This window comes from Salibaculum halophilum, from assembly GCF_002094885.1.
Lineage (GTDB): Bacteria > Pseudomonadota > Alphaproteobacteria > Rhodobacterales > Rhodobacteraceae > Salibaculum > Salibaculum halophilum.
In genome coordinates, this window is sequence record NZ_MSIT01000038.1 from 1 (window position 1) to 16618 (window position 16618).

At 69.1% G+C, this 16618-nt stretch carries 18 protein-coding genes, 1 tRNA gene and 1 pseudogene; 8 read left to right on the forward strand and 12 right to left on the reverse strand.

The window, feature by feature from the left end; all coding sequences use genetic code 11:
• Nucleotides 1-300 (forward strand): annotated as a pseudogene (locus tag BU124_RS13760) (integrase core domain-containing protein); the annotation flags it as partial.
• Here BU124_RS13760 and BU124_RS13765 read toward each other — a convergent pair.
• The 4 genes from BU124_RS13765 to BU124_RS13780 form a co-directional block, all read right to left on the reverse strand.
• Nucleotides 297-941 carry an NADPH-dependent F420 reductase gene (locus tag BU124_RS13765; RefSeq protein ID WP_084864148.1) on the reverse strand — a complete coding sequence of 215 codons (645 nt, stop codon included), beginning with the start codon at nucleotides 939-941 and terminating at the stop codon, nucleotides 297-299. The pseudogene BU124_RS13760 and the gene BU124_RS13765 sit on opposite strands and share 4 nt — an antisense overlap.
• Nucleotides 942-1034: 93 nt before the next feature.
• Nucleotides 1035-1751 (reverse strand): SDR family NAD(P)-dependent oxidoreductase, encoded by a 717-nt coding sequence (locus tag BU124_RS13770; RefSeq protein ID WP_084864149.1) that lies wholly within the window; start codon nucleotides 1749-1751, stop codon nucleotides 1035-1037.
• A gap of 10 nt (nucleotides 1752-1761) precedes the next feature.
• Complete coding sequence (locus tag BU124_RS13775; RefSeq protein ID WP_084864150.1) at nucleotides 1762-2208, reverse strand: DMT family transporter; 447 nt, start codon at nucleotides 2206-2208, stop codon at nucleotides 1762-1764.
• Between the two features lie 20 nt (nucleotides 2209-2228).
• A complete protein-coding gene (locus BU124_RS13780) occupies nucleotides 2229-2945 on the reverse strand; it encodes a type 1 glutamine amidotransferase domain-containing protein (RefSeq protein ID WP_084864151.1) in 717 nt (238 codons plus the stop codon).
• 86 nt (nucleotides 2946-3031) lie between these two features.
• Here BU124_RS13780 and BU124_RS13785 point away from each other — a divergent pair, with 86 nt between their 5' ends.
• Nucleotides 3032-3952 carry a LysR family transcriptional regulator gene (locus BU124_RS13785; RefSeq protein WP_084864152.1) on the forward strand — a complete coding sequence of 307 codons (921 nt, stop codon included), beginning with the start codon at nucleotides 3032-3034 and terminating at the stop codon, nucleotides 3950-3952.
• A gap of 233 nt (nucleotides 3953-4185) precedes the next feature.
• Here BU124_RS13785 and BU124_RS13790 read toward each other — a convergent pair.
• Nucleotides 4186-4262, reverse strand: a tRNA-Met gene (locus BU124_RS13790).
• Nucleotides 4263-4999: 737 nt separating this feature from the next.
• Here BU124_RS13790 and BU124_RS14885 point away from each other — a divergent pair.
• Nucleotides 5000-5176, forward strand: coding sequence for a hypothetical protein (locus tag BU124_RS14885; protein WP_179141935.1), 177 nt, complete (start codon nucleotides 5000-5002; stop codon nucleotides 5174-5176).
• Nucleotides 5177-5265: 89 nt separating this feature from the next.
• Entirely contained in the window at nucleotides 5266-5949 is a 684-nt protein-coding gene (locus BU124_RS13795) for a methyltransferase domain-containing protein (protein ID WP_084864153.1), read from the forward strand.
• Between the two features lie 33 nt (nucleotides 5950-5982).
• On the opposite strand, the gene BU124_RS13800 is transcribed toward BU124_RS13795, so the two are convergent.
• Nucleotides 5983-7041, reverse strand: a complete 1059-nt coding sequence (locus BU124_RS13800; protein ID WP_084864154.1) for an alpha/beta fold hydrolase — start codon at nucleotides 7039-7041, stop codon at nucleotides 5983-5985.
• Between the two features lie 249 nt (nucleotides 7042-7290).
• Between BU124_RS13800 and BU124_RS14665 the strand changes: the two genes are divergently transcribed.
• Entirely contained in the window at nucleotides 7291-8232 is a 942-nt protein-coding gene (locus tag BU124_RS14665) for a DMT family transporter (RefSeq protein WP_179141937.1), read from the forward strand.
• Between the two features lie 38 nt (nucleotides 8233-8270).
• Here BU124_RS14665 and modC read toward each other — a convergent pair whose 3' ends face one another.
• The 5 genes from modC to BU124_RS13830 form a co-directional block, all read right to left on the reverse strand.
• Nucleotides 8271-9365 carry a molybdenum ABC transporter ATP-binding protein gene (gene modC, locus BU124_RS13810; RefSeq protein WP_084864163.1) on the reverse strand — a complete coding sequence of 365 codons (1095 nt, stop codon included), beginning with the start codon at nucleotides 9363-9365 and terminating at the stop codon, nucleotides 8271-8273.
• Nucleotides 9365-10063: a molybdate ABC transporter permease subunit gene (gene modB, locus BU124_RS13815; protein WP_084864155.1), complete on the reverse strand. Its 699-nt coding sequence runs from the start codon at nucleotides 10061-10063 to the stop codon at nucleotides 9365-9367. The genes modC and modB overlap by 1 nt, the downstream gene beginning before the upstream one ends.
• Before the next feature lie 3 nt (nucleotides 10064-10066).
• Nucleotides 10067-10837, reverse strand: a complete 771-nt coding sequence (gene modA, locus BU124_RS13820; protein WP_084864156.1) for a molybdate ABC transporter substrate-binding protein — start codon at nucleotides 10835-10837, stop codon at nucleotides 10067-10069.
• A gap of 69 nt (nucleotides 10838-10906) precedes the next feature.
• Complete coding sequence (locus BU124_RS13825) at nucleotides 10907-11287, reverse strand: winged helix-turn-helix domain-containing protein (protein ID WP_084864157.1); 381 nt, start codon at nucleotides 11285-11287, stop codon at nucleotides 10907-10909.
• A 104-nt stretch (nucleotides 11288-11391) separates the two neighbouring features.
• Complete coding sequence (locus BU124_RS13830; protein WP_084864158.1) at nucleotides 11392-11943, reverse strand: TetR/AcrR family transcriptional regulator; 552 nt, start codon at nucleotides 11941-11943, stop codon at nucleotides 11392-11394.
• 112 nt (nucleotides 11944-12055) lie between these two features.
• On the opposite strand from BU124_RS13830, the gene BU124_RS13835 reads away from it, so the two are divergent.
• From BU124_RS13835 to BU124_RS13845, 3 genes are read left to right on the forward strand one after another with little or no spacing between them, the layout of a single operon-like run.
• Nucleotides 12056-12517 (forward strand): (2Fe-2S)-binding protein, encoded by a 462-nt coding sequence (locus tag BU124_RS13835; protein ID WP_084864159.1) that lies wholly within the window; start codon nucleotides 12056-12058, stop codon nucleotides 12515-12517.
• 4 nt (nucleotides 12518-12521) lie between these two features.
• Complete coding sequence (locus BU124_RS13840; RefSeq protein ID WP_084864160.1) at nucleotides 12522-14756, forward strand: xanthine dehydrogenase family protein molybdopterin-binding subunit; 2235 nt, start codon at nucleotides 12522-12524, stop codon at nucleotides 14754-14756.
• A 45-nt stretch (nucleotides 14757-14801) separates the two neighbouring features.
• The gene (locus BU124_RS13845; RefSeq protein ID WP_084864161.1) at nucleotides 14802-15134 is read left to right on the forward strand and encodes a hypothetical protein; all 333 of its coding nucleotides are present in this window, start codon (nucleotides 14802-14804) and stop codon (nucleotides 15132-15134) included.
• Nucleotides 15135-15150: 16 nt separating this feature from the next.
• On the opposite strand, the gene xylA is transcribed toward BU124_RS13845, so the two are convergent.
• Nucleotides 15151-16449, reverse strand: a complete 1299-nt coding sequence (gene xylA, locus BU124_RS13850; RefSeq protein ID WP_084864162.1) for a xylose isomerase — start codon at nucleotides 16447-16449, stop codon at nucleotides 15151-15153.
• Between the last annotated feature and the right edge of the window lie 169 nt (nucleotides 16450-16618).

The following is a 16618-nucleotide window of genomic DNA, read 5'->3' on the forward strand; positions in this document are numbered from 1 at the left end:
CTCCCTCCGCCGATCAGGCGTACGGATATCGATGGATGGAAAAGGCCGGTTCCTCGACAACATCTTCATCGAGCGGCTGTGGCGCACCCTGAACCGAAGGTCCGCGAAGCGAAATACGAGTGCGTCTACCTGCACGCCTGGGAGACCGGTTCCGAGACGAAACGGGCTATCCGGAAATGGATGACCTTCTACAACCACCAGCGCCCGCATTCAGCCTTGGGCTGCCAGCCTCCGGCGCTGGCCTGTTGGCAGAGAAATGATATCAACCAATCCGATCAGCAGGTGCAAAGAGTAGCTTAAATTACGCCAGATCCTGTCCAAGAGACGGGAAGTAGCTCACCCCGCACCAGTGCCATATGGATCCAAGTCAAGGCGAATGGCTCGAGCAGGCGCGCCCCGGCGAGGGGGCCGAAATCCTGTGCTTCGAAACCGAGATCGGCGATCAGGGCCAGCGCCTCCTCGCGTGCCTCCGGATCGTCGCCCGCCGCAAACATCACGGGCTTTGGGGAGAGCGCGCTGGGTTCGGCCATTCGTTCGGCGCCGATCTGGTTGAGGGTCTTCACCACGCGCGCGCCCCTGGCCCATTCGGCCACCCGCTCGCCGCCGGACGTGGTGTGGCCAACCGCGAGGCGCAAGCTTCCGTCGACGAACTCGAGCGGGTTGGTCGCGTCAATCAGGACCCGGCCGCCGAAATCGTCAACGCCCGCAAGCGTCGCCTCCACCGCGCGCCAGGGAAGCGCAAGCACCACGACGTCGCCGGCCGTTACCGCGTCGGCAAAGTGCGTTCCCCGGGCCCGACCGCCGAGCATGTTCAGCGCTTTCCGCGCGCTTTCGCTGTCGGCGTCGCGCACGCCGAAGGTGATCTCGTGGCCGCGCGCCGCCCAGTTCGTGGCCAGCGCCGTCCCGACGGCACCGGCCCCGAGGATCGCGATATGTGGCATGGTGCTTCCCTTCTGTGTAAATTGCCCTTGTTTTTTCAGATCCCTGCCTGGACCGAAGCCTCTTTCGGTCTCAGACCCGAGGCGAGCCTCTGTCTACCAGGGATGCTCAGAGCCATCCGCGTTCAGAAACTTGCCGTTTGCGACCGCGAGGCTGCCTTCCGTGTAGAGCCGCAAGACGGCGGCGGCGGTCTGATCGGGTGTCTTCTCGGCCTTGGCACCGCCCATGTCGGTACTCATCCAGCCGGGATTGAGTGCGATCGCGGACCGGGCCGTGTCCTTCCATTCGCCCGCGAGCGCGCGCGTCATCATGTTGAGCAGCGCCTTGGATCCGGCATAGCCGTAGTGGCCGCCGCTCGCCTTTCCGCCGATGGAGCCGAGCCAGGACGAAATGTTCACGACCACGGCCTCGTCCGACAGGCTGGGCAGGAGCCGCGAGACCAGCTCGGTCGGGGCCAGCGCGTTGATCCACATGGATTGGGCCACGTTCTCGGCCGAAAAGCTCTCGATTGCGAAGGTGGAGCGGAAATAGTCCGGATCGTCCTTGCGATCCTTCGGGTTGAAGCCGGCATTGTTGACGAGAAGGTCAATCACCTCCCCGGCTTCGTTGATCGCGGCGGCAAACGCATGCAGGCTTTCGGGATCGGAGAGATCGAGGGCATGTCCCGCATCGACGACGGCGGCCTTCAGTGTGTCCGGGTTGCGGGCGGTACCGATTACCCGCCAGCCGACCGAGCGAAAGGCCCCCGCGATGGCGGCGCCAAGGCCTCGATTGGCACCGGTGATCAGTATGGTTTTTTGAGCTTCAGACATGGACGACCTTTCAGAACAATTTGATGAGAACGACGCCCGCGACCATCAGCGACAAGCCGGCGGCGCGGCCGAGGCCGAGCGTCTGCTGCGGGTTGCCGAAGGCGCCGAAGTGATCCAGCGCAAGGGCCATGCAAAGCTGCCCCACGAGGATCAGCCCTGTCGTCAGCCCGACGCCAAGGCGCGGGGTGATGATGACGATGGCCACGATATAGGCGGTCGCGATCAACCCCCCGAGCCATACGGTCTTGGGCGCCGCCATGAGCGTGGCGAGGCTCGGCAAGGTCGGGCGCGTGACCAGAACCATCGCGGCCAGCACCAGGGCGCCGATCAGGAACACGATCAGCGACGCGGTGAAGGCGTTGCGCATCACCCCGCCCAACTGGCCGTTAAAGACCAGTTGCAACGGAACGAGCGCCCCGGTGGCGAAGGCGGCGAGGATCAGAGACCATTGCGCCATGCTCACGACTCCGGCCGCATTCAGGAGAGCGCCGCGACGATCTCACGGGCCGCCGCCCCGGCCGAGACCTGTTGCTGTCCTGTCACGAGATTGCCGTCGCGGATAGCGTGCGCCTCGAGCGCGCCGGCGACCTCGAAATGCGTGGCCTCGATCTTGCGCGCTTCCGTCTCGATCCAGAAGGGTTGCACCTTCTGGCCGATCGCCTGTTCGACATAGGCTTCCTCGGCATCCGCGAAGCCCGTCCAGCGCTTTCCCGTCACCAGCAGATCGCCGGTCGAGAGGCGGGTCTTCAGAAGGATGCAAGTGCCATGGCACACGGCGGCGGTCACCTTGCCGGCCTCAAAGAACCCGGCCACGAAACGGTGCAGGCGGTCGTCGTCGATCATGGTCACCATCGGGCCCTGTCCGCCGACCACGAAAATGGCATCGTAGTCGTCGGCGTTCACGTCTTCGAGCGCCGGCGTGTCGGCCAGCAGCTGCATCTTGGCGGGATCCTTCTTGAAGGCGAGCGAGGTTGTGTCCTGCGCCGAGTAGCCGCTTTCGTCTTCGGGATCGGAAAAGCCGTCCGCCTCCAGCTTGCCGCCATCGGGCGACACGATATCGATGCCGAAGCCCGCCTTCTCGAAGACCTCGTAGGCATGGGACAACTCGGCCCACCAGAAGCCGATCGGCCAGCCCGTGACAGGCGAAGTGGCAGGGTTGGAAACGATCATCAGTATCTTTCGGGTATCGCGCATCTTTCTCTCCTGAAAAGTGGGAGGCACCGTGGTGCTACGGGAGAGACGTGGACGTTTGGCGGCATGAATGCTAAGGAAATCGGATTATGTCTGACTTGAATGAGACAAAAGTCCGTCGTCTGGATTTCATGCTTCTTCTGGTTCTGCGCGAGGGCGTCCGCAGAAGGAAGCTGGCAGATGTCGCTGCCATGCTCGGCGTGACGCAGACGGCGATCAGCCATTCGGTGGCGCGGCTGCGCGATATTTTCGAAGACGAGCTGTTCATCCGCCGTCCGCATGGCGTGGAGCCGACGACGCGCGCCGTCGAGCTCGCCCGGATGGCTGAGCGCATCCTCGAAACGGCGGAGGCAATGCTGACTGACCCGGCCACGTTTGACCCGGCCACAGTTGACAGAGACCTGAGAGTCTGCGCGCTTGACTTCGAGGTCACGCTGCTGTCTGGCGTCATCGAGGGGCTGCGCCGGCAGGCGCCGGGCCTGAGGATCCACTTCAAGGGTCTGGGCCGCGAGGCCGCCGTGGCCGCGCTCGACCGGGACGAAGCCGATCTCTGGATCGGGTTCGCGCGTGCGCTCCCGGCAACCATGGAAAGCACGATGCTCTTCGATGAAACCTACAAGCTGATCGCCCGGTCAGGACACCCGCGACTCACGGCAGACGCCCCCGTAACGATCGATACGTACTGCGCCGAACAGCATGTGGTCGCCGCACCCGGCGGCACGACGGGCGGGATCGTCGACACGGTGTTGCGCGCGGAGGGCCGCGCGCGGGTCGTCGCCGTGACGACAACGGGGTTTCTCTCTGCGCTCGATCTCGTTTCCCGAACCGACCTGATTGCGACCGTGCCGGCCAGACTCGCCACGGCGCAGGCGGCGAACTTTCGACTCATCGAGGCCGATCCACCGCTCGCACTGAGACCGTTCGCCGTCTCGGCTGCATGGCACCGGCGGACCAGCGGCGACCCTGCGGTAGCCTGGGTTGTGGACCGGGTGCGCACCGCGTTGAAGTGACCTTAACATGCCGTCAGGTGAGGGCCGTCACCCGGTCACCAAACCGAATTCGCGCGCAGCCATCCTGATAGATGTCGAGTATGGGGAAAGCTGCCTAGATTTCTGGTGGCCAGTTTTCGCAGCGCCATGAAGGACTTCGGCGCTTCTTGCTTCCACAGTGCCTCCAGGGGAGGTGGAAACGCGAACCTCGCCCCGGAGGCCGGGGCGTAAGCGATTGGAGACGCGGAATATTTTGGTTGCGGGGGTAGGATTTGAACCTACGACCTTCAGGTTATGAGCCTGACGAGCTACCGAGCTGCTCCACCCCGCGCCAAGTCTGGGAGGGATATACGTTTTATGATGGTCGGGTGCAAGGGGGCTGGCGGGGAATTTCCGGGGTTCGACGAAATATCTGGGCGGGTCCCGGATAAGGATGTGCGGCGCTTGAGTAACAAGGCGCCGGTTTGGCATCGCGCGGTCCCGGTCTGGCGTCGGTGGACACGGACCCGGCGGTGCCGTGTATCGCCGCATCGGCCTTTGACGGCCGGCGTGTCACAACCGGCACGGCGGCATCGCCGTTTCCGGATCACGCTTGAGGCTGCGCCGGTCTTTCAACGGTTGCTCGGGCGGTTTCTGGCCCCGGGCCGTCGCGCCCGCGCGGCCGGATCATGGTGCAGCCGCGGTCGTGAACCCGACCGACGGGACTCGTGGTCTTCGCCCGCCACGGGGCGCAATCCTGCAGGGCAGGCGACACGCCTTGCGGATAGGGCCGACGGCGCGGGCCGGGTCGCCCGTGGCGGGCGAGCAACCGGGCGCGCATGGAGGGAAAACGCGGTGTACGCGTCCAGGATTCGGGAATCGCGTGGGACGGTCTGTCTGGTAAGTTGCCAAGTATCGGAACTGGCGTCAGGGCCCCGGCAACCCCATGGCACAGGTCCGGGTCGGTCGTTCCGATGATCGCGATCCTCGCGCGCGGGATGTCCGACCGACCGGCCAACCGCCGACTCCGGGTGACCGGCGCCGCCTGTCCGAAAGGATGCGCGGACTGGGCGCCGGAGATGACACGTCATGCAGAACGCACCCGGACGGGAGGACGCCATTCCGGACATCTGTACGGAGATCCGCACGGCGGATCGGGACACCCAGGGCGTGCTGGCCGATGCCATGATCACCCGCGCCGCGTACGGGGCGCTTACCGCCATGCGCCGGCAGTCCTTCGACTGGCGAAAGCACGTCGCGCAATAGTGGGAACCGGTTTTGCGCTCCTCGGACATGCGGGATCAAAGAGTTAGAGTGTGGTGGGTGAATGCGAATGAACGCAACACACTCTAAGGTTGCCACGGGGCGCGCACGTGGGCGAGATCGGCTGCGGCCCCGGCGATATCACCCGCGACCTCAAGGCGGCCACCGGCGCCGCCGAGGCCGTCGGCATCGACCCCTCCCCGGTGATGATCGAGCGGGCGACCCAGCGGCACGGCGACGACCCGGCGCTCGGATTCGTCGAGGGGGACGGGCGCGACCTTCCGCTGGCGGACGACTCGCGCGACGCGGTCGTGTTTCACACCTGCCTGTGCCATGTTCCCGGCCCGGACGGCGCGCTTGCCGAGACCCGGCGCGTCCTGAAGCCGGGCGGGCGCCTCGCGGTCTTCGACGGCGATTACGCCACCACGACCGCCGCGCTCGGCGACCGCGATCCGGTGGGGCTCGCCGTGGATCACGCCATCGCCAACCTGGTGCACGACCGTTGGCTGGCGCGCTCCCTTCCCGCGCGCATCGCGGCGGCGGGGTTCGAGACCGACCGGGTGGACGCGCATCCCTATCTCGCCGAGGGCGAGGCGGCCTATTTCATGACGCTCGTCCAACGCGGTCTAGCCTTCATGGCGCGCGACGGGCTGATCTCGGAGCCCGCCGCCGACGCGGTGCGGGCCGAGGCCGAGGGCCGCGTTGCCGCCGGCACCTTCTTCGGCTTCATCTCGTTTCTCAGCGTTCTGGCCACGCGCCCCGCGGGGGAGGCCTGACGCACGTGCATCAGGGCGGACCTGGCGCGGTGGTCACTCGGCCAGGGCCGCGACGATGGCCTGCGCCCGGCTCTGCACGCCCAGCTTGTCGAGGATCACCGAGACCTGGTTGCGCACCGTCTTCTCGCTCTTGCCCAGCCGCGCGGCGATGTCGCGGTTGTCGCGCCCCTCGGCCATCAGCGCGAGCACGGCGCTCTCGGCCCGGGTCAGCCCGGCGTCGCACGCGGTGCGGCGCCCCGCGGGCGCGTCCTGACCGAGGAACCGGGCCAGCTCATCCTGCATGACTGTCCAGGCCGGCTCGTCCGGCAGCAGCACGTGATTGGCGCTGTCGAGCGGCACGAACCGCGCGCCGGGTATCGCGCCGGCCAGCTTGCAGCCCTCCTCGAAGGGCACGCGCATGTCGCCCCGGCACTGCAGGACGAGGGTCGGCACGTCCAGCCGCGCCGCACGGTCCAGCACGTCGATTTCGTGCATGGTCCGCAGCAGCTCGGCCGCCACCTCCGGGCTGGCCGTCCGGCGTTCGAGATCGGCCCACCAGCCGTGCTGGTCCTCGGTGCCGCCGGGGAGGAAGAGGTTGGTGAAGAAGCGGCAGAAGGCCGGGTTCGCGCGCCCCCAGCCGATGCGCGCGAAATTGACCAGCGTCTCGGCCTCGAGCACCTCCGTCTCGGTGCGGGCGCGGGTGCGCGCACCCTGGGCATAGGCGTTGATCAGCACGAGCTTCGAAACCCGCTCGGGGTGGGCGAGCGCGTAGTCGATGGCCAGCGCGCCGCCCTGCGACAGGCCCAGAAGGACGAACTGCTCGGCCTCGATCGTGTTGGCCACGGCCGCCAGGTCGGCATTACAGGCCGGCAGGGACAGGTCCGTCACGGCGCGGTCCGACAGGCCGCAGCCGCGCGGATCGTAACGCACGAAGGTGTTGCGGGCGGAAAGCGCCTCGACCCAGGGTCGCCAGACCGGGCTTTCCAGGTCGTACTGCACGTGGCTCAGCCAATGCGCGGCACGCAGGATCACCGGCCCCGTCCCGCAGGCGGCCACCGCGATGCGGGTGCCGTCGCCGGAGGTGCAAAAGCGGATGTCCTGGTGGAGCGACATGGCACGATTGGTAACACGGGTGACAGTCCGCGGCCATGTCCGGGGGCGTGGCCGCCGGGCAGCTTGCCTCGCCGATGGCGGCCCGGCTGCGCGCCATCAACCCCGGCGCAAATGCTCCCAAAAAACGGGCCGAATGGGGCCGGCGTCCCACGTCGCCGGGGTATTTTCGACGCTTGCGGGACAGGCGCCTCATGCGCCTCCCGCGCGGCGGCGCGACACTGGGGACGCCAACGTCACGGAGGACCAGCCATGCCCGGACCACCCCCATCCGCCGGCCGGCACGAGACACTTGCCGTCCTTGCCCTCATCGCGGCGGCGCTCTTCTGGTCGGGCAACTTCATAGCGGGGCGGGCCCTGCGCGGGGATATCGACCCGGTGGCGCTGAACCTCCTGCGCTGGGGGCTGTGCCTGGCGCTGCTCCTGCCGCTGGTGGCCCGCCGTCTGGTGCGCCACCGGTGCGTCGTGCTGCGCGCGTGGCGGCTTCTGCTCGGCCTCGGCGCGACCGGCATCGCGGCCTTCCATACGCTGACCTATCAGGCGCTGTCGCAGACAACGGCCGTGAACGCCCTGCTGATCCTCGCCCTCGCCCCGGCGGCCATCATGGCCGGGGCCCGGCTGACCGGCGACAGCCGCCCCGGCGCGGTGCAGTGGATGGGCTGCCTCGTCTCGCTGGCCGGCGCGGGCGTGCTGATCACGCGCGCCGACCCGGCGCGGCTGCACACCGCGGGCGTGAACCCTGGCGACCTGTGGATGCTGGCGGCGGTCCTCGTCTGGACCGTCTATTCGCTGCTCCTGCGGCGGCGCCCGGCCGATCTGCCGCAGGATGTCACGCTCGCCGCCAGCATCGCCGTGGCGCTGGTGCTGCTGGTCCCGGCCTTTCTCGTCACCGGCGCGACCCTGCCGCGCGCCCCGGGCCCCGGCACCGTGGCGGCGATCCTCTACATCGCGGTCTTCGCCTCGCTCGTGGCGTTCCTGCTTTGGTCCTTTGGTGTCAACGAGATCGGCGCGGCCCGGGCCGGGCAGTTCGTCTACCTCATGCCGGTCTTTGGCCCAGTGCTCGCCGTCGTGATTCTTGGCGAAAGGCTCGGGCCGGTGCAGATCGCCGGGGGTCTCTGCGTGCTTGCCGGCATCGCGCTGGTGAACCGCCCGCCGCGCGCACGCCATGCCATGCGCCGGGATCGCAGGGCGTGAGGGCGACGCGGCGGCGACTGCCGGGCGCCGTGGTCGTGTTAGTCGTTCGCTGCCTGATCGGCGTGGCCCACATCCTCGGGCGCGACCGAGACGGACTTGATGACGGCATGGCAAGGCTGGCCAGTGGCAAGGCCCATCGCCTGGGCCGAGCGCCGGGTGATGCGCGCCGCCAGACGATCGCCGCCCACATCCAGCGTGACCAGCGCACCGGGCCCCTCCCCCGGACGGATCGCGGTCACCGTGCCGGACAGGTGGTTGAGGGCCGACAGCCCCTCGGGGCGGGTACGCGACAGGATCACGTCGTGGGCCGCAATCCGCACGCGGATCACCGCCCCTTCGCGGGCCGCGACCCGCGGCAGCCAGAGCGGCCCAGCCGCCGCGGCAAGCTCGCTCAGCCCGTCCGCGTGGTGGCGGACGACGCGCGCCGTCAGTACCGAGGCCGCGCCCCGCGCGCCCATCGCACCCGCATCGCCCAGCACCTGCACCGCCGGTCCCTGCGCGACCACCCGGCCCGCCTCTAGCGCGATGACCGTGCTGGCCAGCCGCGCGACCTCCGAGGCGGAATGGCTGACATAGAGGATCGGGACCTCCACCTCGTCGCGCAGCCGTTCGAAATATGGCAGGATCTCGGCCTTGCGCGCCGCGTCGAGGGCGGCGAGCGGCTCGTCGGCGAGGATCAGCCGCGGCGCGGACAGCAGCGCCCGGCCGATGGCGACGCGCTGTTTCTCGCCACCCGAGAGCGCGCCTGGGCGACGGCCCAGCAGATGGCCGATGCCCAGAAGTTCGACGACACGGGCCGGGTCCTCGCGCGGGGCACCTTTCGGCGCGAACCACGCGCCGTAGGCCAGGTTCTGCCGGACGGTCAGATGCGGGAACAACCGCCCCTCCTGAAAGATGTAGCCAAGGCGGCGGCGATGGGGCTTGAGCCGGACGCCCGCCTCCGTGTCGAGCAGCGTCCAGTCGCCCGCCTTGATGCGGCCCCCGTCCGGCATCAGAAGGCCGGCCACAGCGTTCACCAGCGTCGTCTTGCCCGACCCGGAGCGCCCGAAGAGCACTGTAACCCCCGGCGGCGCGCGAAAGGCCGCGTCAAGCGTGAAATCCGCGAAGGCATGGCGCACCGCGACATCGAGCATCACGCGCCCCCCACCCGCGCGGCGACGCGCCGCGAGACCCATTCCGAAACCGCCAGCGCCGACGCCGCCAGCACGATGGACAACCCGGCCAGCCGGGCCGCGCGGGCCTCGCCGCCCGGCGTTTCCAGCAGCAAGTCAATGGCCAGCGGGATCGTCCGGGTCTGGCCGGGAATGTTGGACACGAAGGTGATCGTCGCGCCGAATTCGCCCATGCCCTTGGCGAAGGTCAGCACCGTTCCGGCGATGATGCCCGGCAGGATCAGGGGCAATGTCACCGTCACGAAGACCCAGGCCCGCGAGGCGCCCAGCGTCGCTGCGGCCTGTTCCAGCTTGGGGTCCACCGCCTCGATCGACAGGCGCACCGCGCGCACCATGAAGGGAAAGGCCATCACCCCGGCCGCCAGCGCCGCCCCCGTCCAGCGGAAAGCGACGGTGACACCGAACGCATCGTCCAGAAAGCCGCCCACCGGGCCGCGGGTGCCGAAGGTCAGCAGGAGAAGATAGCCCGTGACCACGGGCGGCAGGATCAGCGGCAGGTGCACGAGCACGTTCAGCACCTCGCGGCCCGGAAAGCGCCAGCGCGCCAGCGCGTAGGCCACGAAAACCCCCAGCGGCAGGCTGACGAGCGTCGCCGACATGGCGACCCGGAGAGAAAGCGCAACCGCGCCCCACTCCGCGGGGCCGAGCCAATCCGTCATGGGCTACTCCGCAACGACACCGAAGCCCTGACGCGCGAAGGCCGCCCGCGCCTCGGGGCCGCGCAGGAAATCGAGGAAGGACCGCGTCAGCGCGGTGTCACTCTCGGCCAGCGCGGCGGCGGGGTAGACGATGGGCGGATGCGTCTCGGCCGGAAAGGTGCCGACGACGGCCACGTCGTCCTCGGCCACGGCGTCGGTGGCATAGACGATGCCGTAGGGCGCCGCGCCCGTGGCGACGAAGGAGAGTGCCCCGCGCACGTTGCCCGCCTGCGCCACCTGCGGCGCGACGCTGTCCCACAGGCCGAGGCTCTCCAGCGCGGCCTTGCCGTAAATCCCCGCGGGCACGGCATCGACCAGCGCCATGGCCAGCCGCCCCTCGCCCAGAAGGCCCGCGAGGTCCATATCGGGGCCGATCTCGACGGGCGCGGCGCCCGTGTCGGCGGCGATCAGGACCATGGCGTTGCTCAGAAGGTCGAAGCGCGTGGCGTCGGCGATCAAACCATCCTCTTGCAACCTGTCCATCCAGCCCGGGTTCGCCGAGATGAAGACATCCGCCGGCGCGCCCTGCTCGATCTGCCGCGCGAGCGCCGAGGACCCGGCGAGCGAGACGATCACATCGTGCGCCGTGGCGGCCTCGAACCGGTCCTCCACCTCGGCCATGGCATTGGTCATGCTGGCGGCGGCGAAGACGGTGATCTGCCCGGCCGTGGCAAGGCCCGGCGTGAGGGCGGCGGCGAGGCCCGCGGCGGCACGGCAAAGGGCTGGCGTGACCATGAAAGAGGCTCCCTGACGGTGGTGTGTCGGGCAAGACGTATCGCAGCGGCCCGATCTGCCGGTCAAGCGTTATTTTTCGTCGGGAATATCGCGCAGCAGCTCCTGTAACCTCGCCAGTCGATCGGCACCATGCGCCGCGGCCTCCGCCTCGACGGCACGATACTGCGCCAAGACCTCGCGCCCGAGGTCCGTAAGCACCGCCCCGCCACCGCCCGGGCCGCCGCGGGTGCGCTCGACCAGCGGCGCGCGGAACATGGCGTTGAGCGTGCCGATCAGCTCCCAGGCGCGCTTGTAGCTCATGCCCATCTCGCGGCCCGCCGCGGCGATCGAGCCCAGCCGGGCGATGCCGTCCAGCAGGTCGGCCTTGCCCGGCCCGATCATCCTGTCCTCGCCAAAGACGATGCGGATGCGCAGCCGTGGCGTGCGGGGGCGTTGCGGGTCGGAGGGCATGCGCCAAGCTGTGTCGGAAACCGCGCCCGCGATCAAGCACGCCGCCAACGCGCAGCGGTCCTCAGGACCTTCGCGGCGCGGGGTGATCCGCACCGGGCCGGCGCTCAGGGCCGCGCCAGGGCCAGCACCGCGGCCCGGAGCACGGCCAGGAACCGCGCCAGGTCGGGCCGCGTGGCCCCCGACATCTTGGCCCGGCTGCTGGCCTGTTCGACAAAGGCCGCCACATCCTCGGCCGGCGGGCAGGCCGGCGGCAAGTCCTGCCGCAACATGCCGGCCAGCAGGGCGCGTTTCGCCGCCTCCGCCTCGCGCGAGGCCGCCTGCGAGGCCGGCCCCATCCCGTGCTCGAGATCGGCCGCGTCAGGCAGGGTTTCCATCATGTCGAAGACCGGCCAGACCGCCAGGCGGTAATAGGCGTCGATCCTCGCGGCCAGATCGGGGGCCGCGGCGAAGGCGGCGCGCAGGCCCGCGCAGGTCTCCTCGCCAATGCACCGTATCGCCGCCGCCATGACCCCGTCCTTGTCGCCGAACCGGTCATAGAGCGTCTGGCGCGACACACCGGCCTCGCGCGCGATGTCGGCCATCGTCGTGCGGCGCATCCCGTACCGGGAAACGACCCGCAGCGCGGCATCGAGGGTGGGGTCGGTCAAGCGGATCATCGCCCGGTGACAGACCGCAAGGGTGTCGGACAGTCAATCATGTGGACTTGACATTCGATCAGAATATGTAAACTTGTCAAGAGCACGCCGGACAACCGCGGAGGCAACGATCATGAAGATCACGGTGAACGGAACCGAACACGACGTGACCGCGGAGGCCGACACGCCGCTGCTGTGGGTGCTGCGCGACGAGTTGGGCCTGATGGGCACCAAGTACGGCTGCGGCATCGCCCAGTGCGGGGCCTGCACGGTCCACCTCGACGGGTTCGCCGCGCGCGCCTGCCAGCAGCCCATCGGCAGCCTGGAGGGCGCCGACGTCGTCACCATCGAGGGGCTGGCCGGCGACGGCGACACCTTGCACCCGGTGCAGCAAGCCTGGGTCGAGACGCAGGTTGCCCAGTGCGGCTATTGCCAGTCCGGACAGATCATGCAGGCCGCCTCGCTGCTGGCGGATGATCCCGCCCCGTCGGACGCGACCATCGACGCCACCATGTCGGGCAACCTCTGCCGCTGCGGCACGAATGTCCGCATCCGCCAGGCGATCCGCCTCGCCGCCGACAAGATGGGAGCCTGAGCGCATGTCCCGCCTGAAAACCCTCAGCCGCCGCGGCTTTCTCATCGGCACCACCGTGGTGGGCGGGGCCGTCGTCTTCGGCTCCTACCTGGTGGCGCGGCCGCACGACAACCCGCTGGCCGACGATGTCACCGACCGGCAGGCCACCTTCAACCCCTGGGTCAAAATCGGCCCCGAGGGGATCACGCTGATCACGCCCCACGCCGACCTCGGCCAGGGCACGACCCACATGCAGGCGATCCTGCTGGCCGAGGAAATGGACCTCGAGCTGGACCAGTTCACCACCGAATTCGGCGAACCGGCGGCGGCCTATTACAACCGCGGATTCGCCGCCGAGGGGGCCGCGGTGATGGCGGCGCTGACCCCGCTGGAGGCGGCGACCGTGCGTGGCCCTATGGGCGCGGCGCTCAAGGTCGCGGGCATCCAGGGCACCGGCGGCTCGACGGCCGCTGCCGACAGTTTCGAAAAGCTGCGCCAGGCCGGGGCCTCGGCGCGCGAAACGCTCAAGCTGGCGGCCAGCGGGCGCGCCGGGATCGCGGTCGACCAACTGACAACCGAGCGCGGCGCAGTGGTCCTTCCAGACGGCACGCGGCTGGCCTATACGGACCTTGCAGCCGAGGCCGGCGCGCTTGAGCCCGTGCAGGACGTGCCCCTGCGCCCGTCTGCGGACTGGCGGCTCGTCGGCCAGCCGACCGAGCGGCTGGACATCCTCGACAAGTCCACCGGGCGCACCGTCTACGGCATCGATCTGGTGGCGGAGGGCATGGTCCATGCCACCGTCGTGACAAACCCCCGCCGGGGCGAGATGCTGGGATATGACGCCGCGGCGGCGCTGGACATGCCCGGCGTCGAGGGCGTCGTCGAGGTCACGAACGGGCTGGCCGTGCTGGCCGACAGCACCTGGCGCGCCTTCAAGGCCGCCCGCGCGATCACCTTCAACTGGGGCCCGGCCCCCTATCACACCGAGCAGGCCGACCACTGGGCCGAGGTCGCCGCTTCCTTTACCGACGACCGGCTCAACGCCACCTGGCGCGACGACGGCGACGCCGGGGCTGCCGGCGGCGATGACATTATCGAGGCGGAGTACCGCGCGCCTTATGTCGCGCATCAGCCGCTCGAGCCGCTCAATGCCCTCGTCACCGTCACCGACGAGGCCGTCGAGATCGCCACCGGCCACCAGTTGCCGCGCTTCGTCCAGTCCATCGCCGCCGGGATCACCGGCCACGACCCCGACCAGGTGCGCTTTGACAACCAGTACGCGGGCGGCTCTTTCGGGCACCGGCTGGAGTTCGAGCACATCAAGCGCGCCTGCGAGATCGCCAACCAGCGCCGCGGCACGCCGATCAAGCTGACCTATACCCGCGAAGAGGATTTCGCCCAGGATTTCCCGCGCCACATCGCCATGGCCCGCGGACGCGGCGCGGTGGCGCAGGGCGAGGTGCGCGCGCTGGACCTGCAGATCGCGGGCGCGCCGGTTTTCGCCTCGCAGGGCAGCCGCCTTGGCGCGGCGGCCGGCGGGCCGGACAACCAGCTGGGCGCAGGGGCCTATTCGGCGCCCTATGCCCTGCCCGATTTCCGGGTGCGCGGCTATGCCGTGCCGAACCTTGCGCCAGTGTCTTCGTGGCGGTCGGTCGGGGCCTCTGTCGGGGGGTTCTTCCTTGAAACCTTCCTTGACGAGCTGATCCATGCCGCCGGCGCCGACCCGGTTGCCGAACGCCTGCGCCTGATCGACGATCCCGTCGCCCGCGACGTGCTGTCGGCGGCCGCCGAGATGGCCGGCTGGGGCCGCGACCCCGGCCCGAACCGCGGGCTCGGCGTGGCGCTGGTGCGCAGCTTCGGCGTGGACGTCGCCGAGATCGCCGAGGTCGAACAGACCGAGCAGGGCCTGAAGATCCACAAGGTCTGGGCCGTGGCCGACCCCGGCCCGGTGATCGACCCCGTCAACATCGAGAACCACATCCAGGGCGGCGTGGTTTGGGGCATGGGCCACGCCATGAGTTGCGAGATCACCTATGCCGACGGCATGGCGCAGCAATCAAACTATCACCAGCACGCGGGGATGCGCCTGCGGCAGACGCCCGAGATCGCGGTGCGCGTGTTGCAGAACCGTGCCCGCATCGCCGGGATCGGCGAACCACCCGTGCCCCCGGCCCCGCCCGCGCTGGCCAACGCGATTTTCGCCGCCACCGGCACGCGCCTGCGCGAAATGCCCTTCAACAAGTCTGTAACCTTTGCCTGACGGGTCATGCCGTCACCGCCCACCCCTCGACCGAGGACGCACGAGATGATGAAAACCGCCGGTGTCTTCCTGCTGATCAGTTCCGCGCTGCATGTCGCGGGCGCGGTCCTGTCGGGCTTCGCCCCTGTCGGGCAGTTCCTGCTGTTTCCCGCCGTGCTCTACCTCGCGCTCTATGCCGGGCTGGCGCGGGGGATGCTCTGGGTGGCCTGGCTGGGCTTCATCTGCATGCTGGGCGGGATGGCCGGCACCATCCTGGAACTTGCCGCCCCCGGCCCGGTGCCCGCCTGGGTACTCTGGGGCATTCTCGGCGCGGACCTTGCCGCCGCCGTCGCGCTTTTCGCGGCGATCTGGGCGGGGCCGCGCGCCGCTCGGGCGTGACGCGGCCCCGCGCCGCTCAGGTTACGTAGCGGTTGACCAGGTTTTCCAGCCGTTCCTGCCGGCCCGAGCGGGGCTGCGGGTCGATCCCCTCCGACTCGACCCGCCGGGCCAGACCTTCGAGGTCCTGCTCCAGCACGTCCGATCCATCCCAGCCCGCGTAGCGGTCGCGCCGGGCGGCCTCGAGCGTGTCGTCCTCCAGCATCCGCGCGGCCGCCCTAAGGCCCGCGGCGCAGGTGTCCATGCCGCCCACGTGGGCCAGCACCAGGTCGGCCGGGTCGATCGACTGGCGCCGCAGCTTGGCGTCGAAATTCGTGCCTCCGCGGCCCAGGCCGCCCGCGCGCAGGATCTCGTAGTAGGCCAGCGCCACCTCGGGCACGTTGGTGGGAAACTGGTCGGTGTCCCAGCCCGACTGGTAGTCGTTGCGGTTCATGTCGATGGACCCGAGGATGCCCAGCGCCCCGGCCAGCGCCAGTTCGTGCTCGAAGCTGTGCCCGGCCAGCACCGCGTGACCGCATTCGATGTTGACGCGCACCTCGTCCTCCAGCCCGAAGTCCTTGAGGAACCCGTAAACGGTGGCAACGTCGTAGTCATACTGGTGCTTGGTGGGTTCCTGCGGCTTGGGCTCGATCAGGAGCTGGCCCTCGAAGCCGATCTTGCGCGCGTAATCCACCACCTGCGCCAGGAACCGGCCCGCCTGCTGGCGTTCGCGGCCCATATCGGTGTTGAGCAGCGTCTCGTAGCCTTCGCGCCCGCCCCACATGACGTAGTTCTGCCCGCCCAGTTTCCGCGTCGCGTCCAGGCAGGATTTCACCGTGGCGGCGGCATAGGCGTAGACCTCCGGGTCGGGGTTGGTGGCCGCCCCCGCCATGTACCGCCGGTGCGAGAAAAGGTTCGCCGTGCCCCAGAGCAGCCCGGTGCCCGTCTTTTCCATCTTTTCGCCGAAGTAGTCGGTGATCGCCTCCAGCCGGTCGCGGCTTTCGGCGAAACTGTCGCCCTCGGGACGCACGTCGATATCGTGAAAGCAGAAATAGGGCACGCCGAGGATTTCGAACAGCTCGAAGGCGGCGTCGGCCTTCACCCTGGCGTTTTCCATGCTGTCCTGCGGCTGCCAGGGCCGGATCAGGGTCTGCCCGCCGAAGGGGTCGCCCCCTTCCCAGGCGAAGGAATGCCAATAGGCCACGGCAAAACGCAGGTGCTCCTTCATCGGCTTGCCGAGGACGACCTCGTCGGGGTTGTAGTGGCGATAGGCGAAGTCGGTATCGCTTTCGGGGCCCGCGTAGCGGATCGGGGCGATCCCGTCGAAAAAATCGGTCATGTCTTACAGGTCCTTGAGCTTGTGGTAAGCGGTGCGAAAGCGCGCCTGCGCCTCGGCCAGTGGCGCGGCGAGGCCCGGGTCGGGCTCATGGGTGCGCGCGACGGGCGGCGGCGTGGCGATCTCGGCGCCTTCGCCGGTGGCGGCCATGCGCCCCAGCCGCGCCGCGCCC

Excerpts from the sequence above, each read along its gene's own strand:
- BU124_RS13765 (WP_084864148.1), bottom strand. The coding sequence starts at position 941 with ATGCCACATATCGCGATCCTCGGGGCCGGTGCCGTCGGGACGGCGCTG.
- BU124_RS13800 (WP_084864154.1), bottom strand. The coding sequence starts at position 7,041 with ATGTCGCTCCACCAGGACATCCGCTTTTGCACCTCCGGCGACGGCACC.
- xylA (WP_084864162.1), bottom strand. The coding sequence starts at position 16,449 with ATGACCGATTTTTTCGACGGGATCGCCCCGATCCGCTACGCGGGCCCC.
- BU124_RS13770 (WP_084864149.1), bottom strand. The coding sequence starts at position 1,751 with ATGTCTGAAGCTCAAAAAACCATACTGATCACCGGTGCCAATCGAGGC.
- modA (WP_084864156.1), bottom strand. The coding sequence starts at position 10,837 with ATGGTCACGCCAGCCCTTTGCCGTGCCGCCGCGGGCCTCGCCGCCGCC.
- modB (WP_084864155.1), bottom strand. The coding sequence starts at position 10,063 with ATGACGGATTGGCTCGGCCCCGCGGAGTGGGGCGCGGTTGCGCTTTCT.
- BU124_RS13835 (WP_084864159.1), top strand. The coding sequence starts at position 12,056 with ATGAAGATCACGGTGAACGGAACCGAACACGACGTGACCGCGGAGGCC.
- BU124_RS13775 (WP_084864150.1), bottom strand. The coding sequence starts at position 2,208 with ATGGCGCAATGGTCTCTGATCCTCGCCGCCTTCGCCACCGGGGCGCTC.
- BU124_RS13785 (WP_084864152.1), top strand. The coding sequence starts at position 3,032 with ATGTCTGACTTGAATGAGACAAAAGTCCGTCGTCTGGATTTCATGCTT.
- BU124_RS14665 (WP_179141937.1), top strand. The coding sequence starts at position 7,291 with ATGCCCGGACCACCCCCATCCGCCGGCCGGCACGAGACACTTGCCGTC.
- modC (WP_084864163.1), bottom strand. The coding sequence starts at position 9,365 with ATGCTCGATGTCGCGGTGCGCCATGCCTTCGCGGATTTCACGCTTGAC.
- BU124_RS13780 (WP_084864151.1), bottom strand. The coding sequence starts at position 2,945 with ATGCGCGATACCCGAAAGATACTGATGATCGTTTCCAACCCTGCCACT.
- BU124_RS13825 (WP_084864157.1), bottom strand. The coding sequence starts at position 11,287 with ATGCCCTCCGACCCGCAACGCCCCCGCACGCCACGGCTGCGCATCCGC.
- BU124_RS14885 (WP_179141935.1), top strand. The coding sequence starts at position 5,000 with ATGCAGAACGCACCCGGACGGGAGGACGCCATTCCGGACATCTGTACG.
- BU124_RS13845 (WP_084864161.1), top strand. The coding sequence starts at position 14,802 with ATGATGAAAACCGCCGGTGTCTTCCTGCTGATCAGTTCCGCGCTGCAT.
- BU124_RS13840 (WP_084864160.1), top strand. The coding sequence starts at position 12,522 with ATGTCCCGCCTGAAAACCCTCAGCCGCCGCGGCTTTCTCATCGGCACC.
- BU124_RS13830 (WP_084864158.1), bottom strand. The coding sequence starts at position 11,943 with ATGATCCGCTTGACCGACCCCACCCTCGATGCCGCGCTGCGGGTCGTT.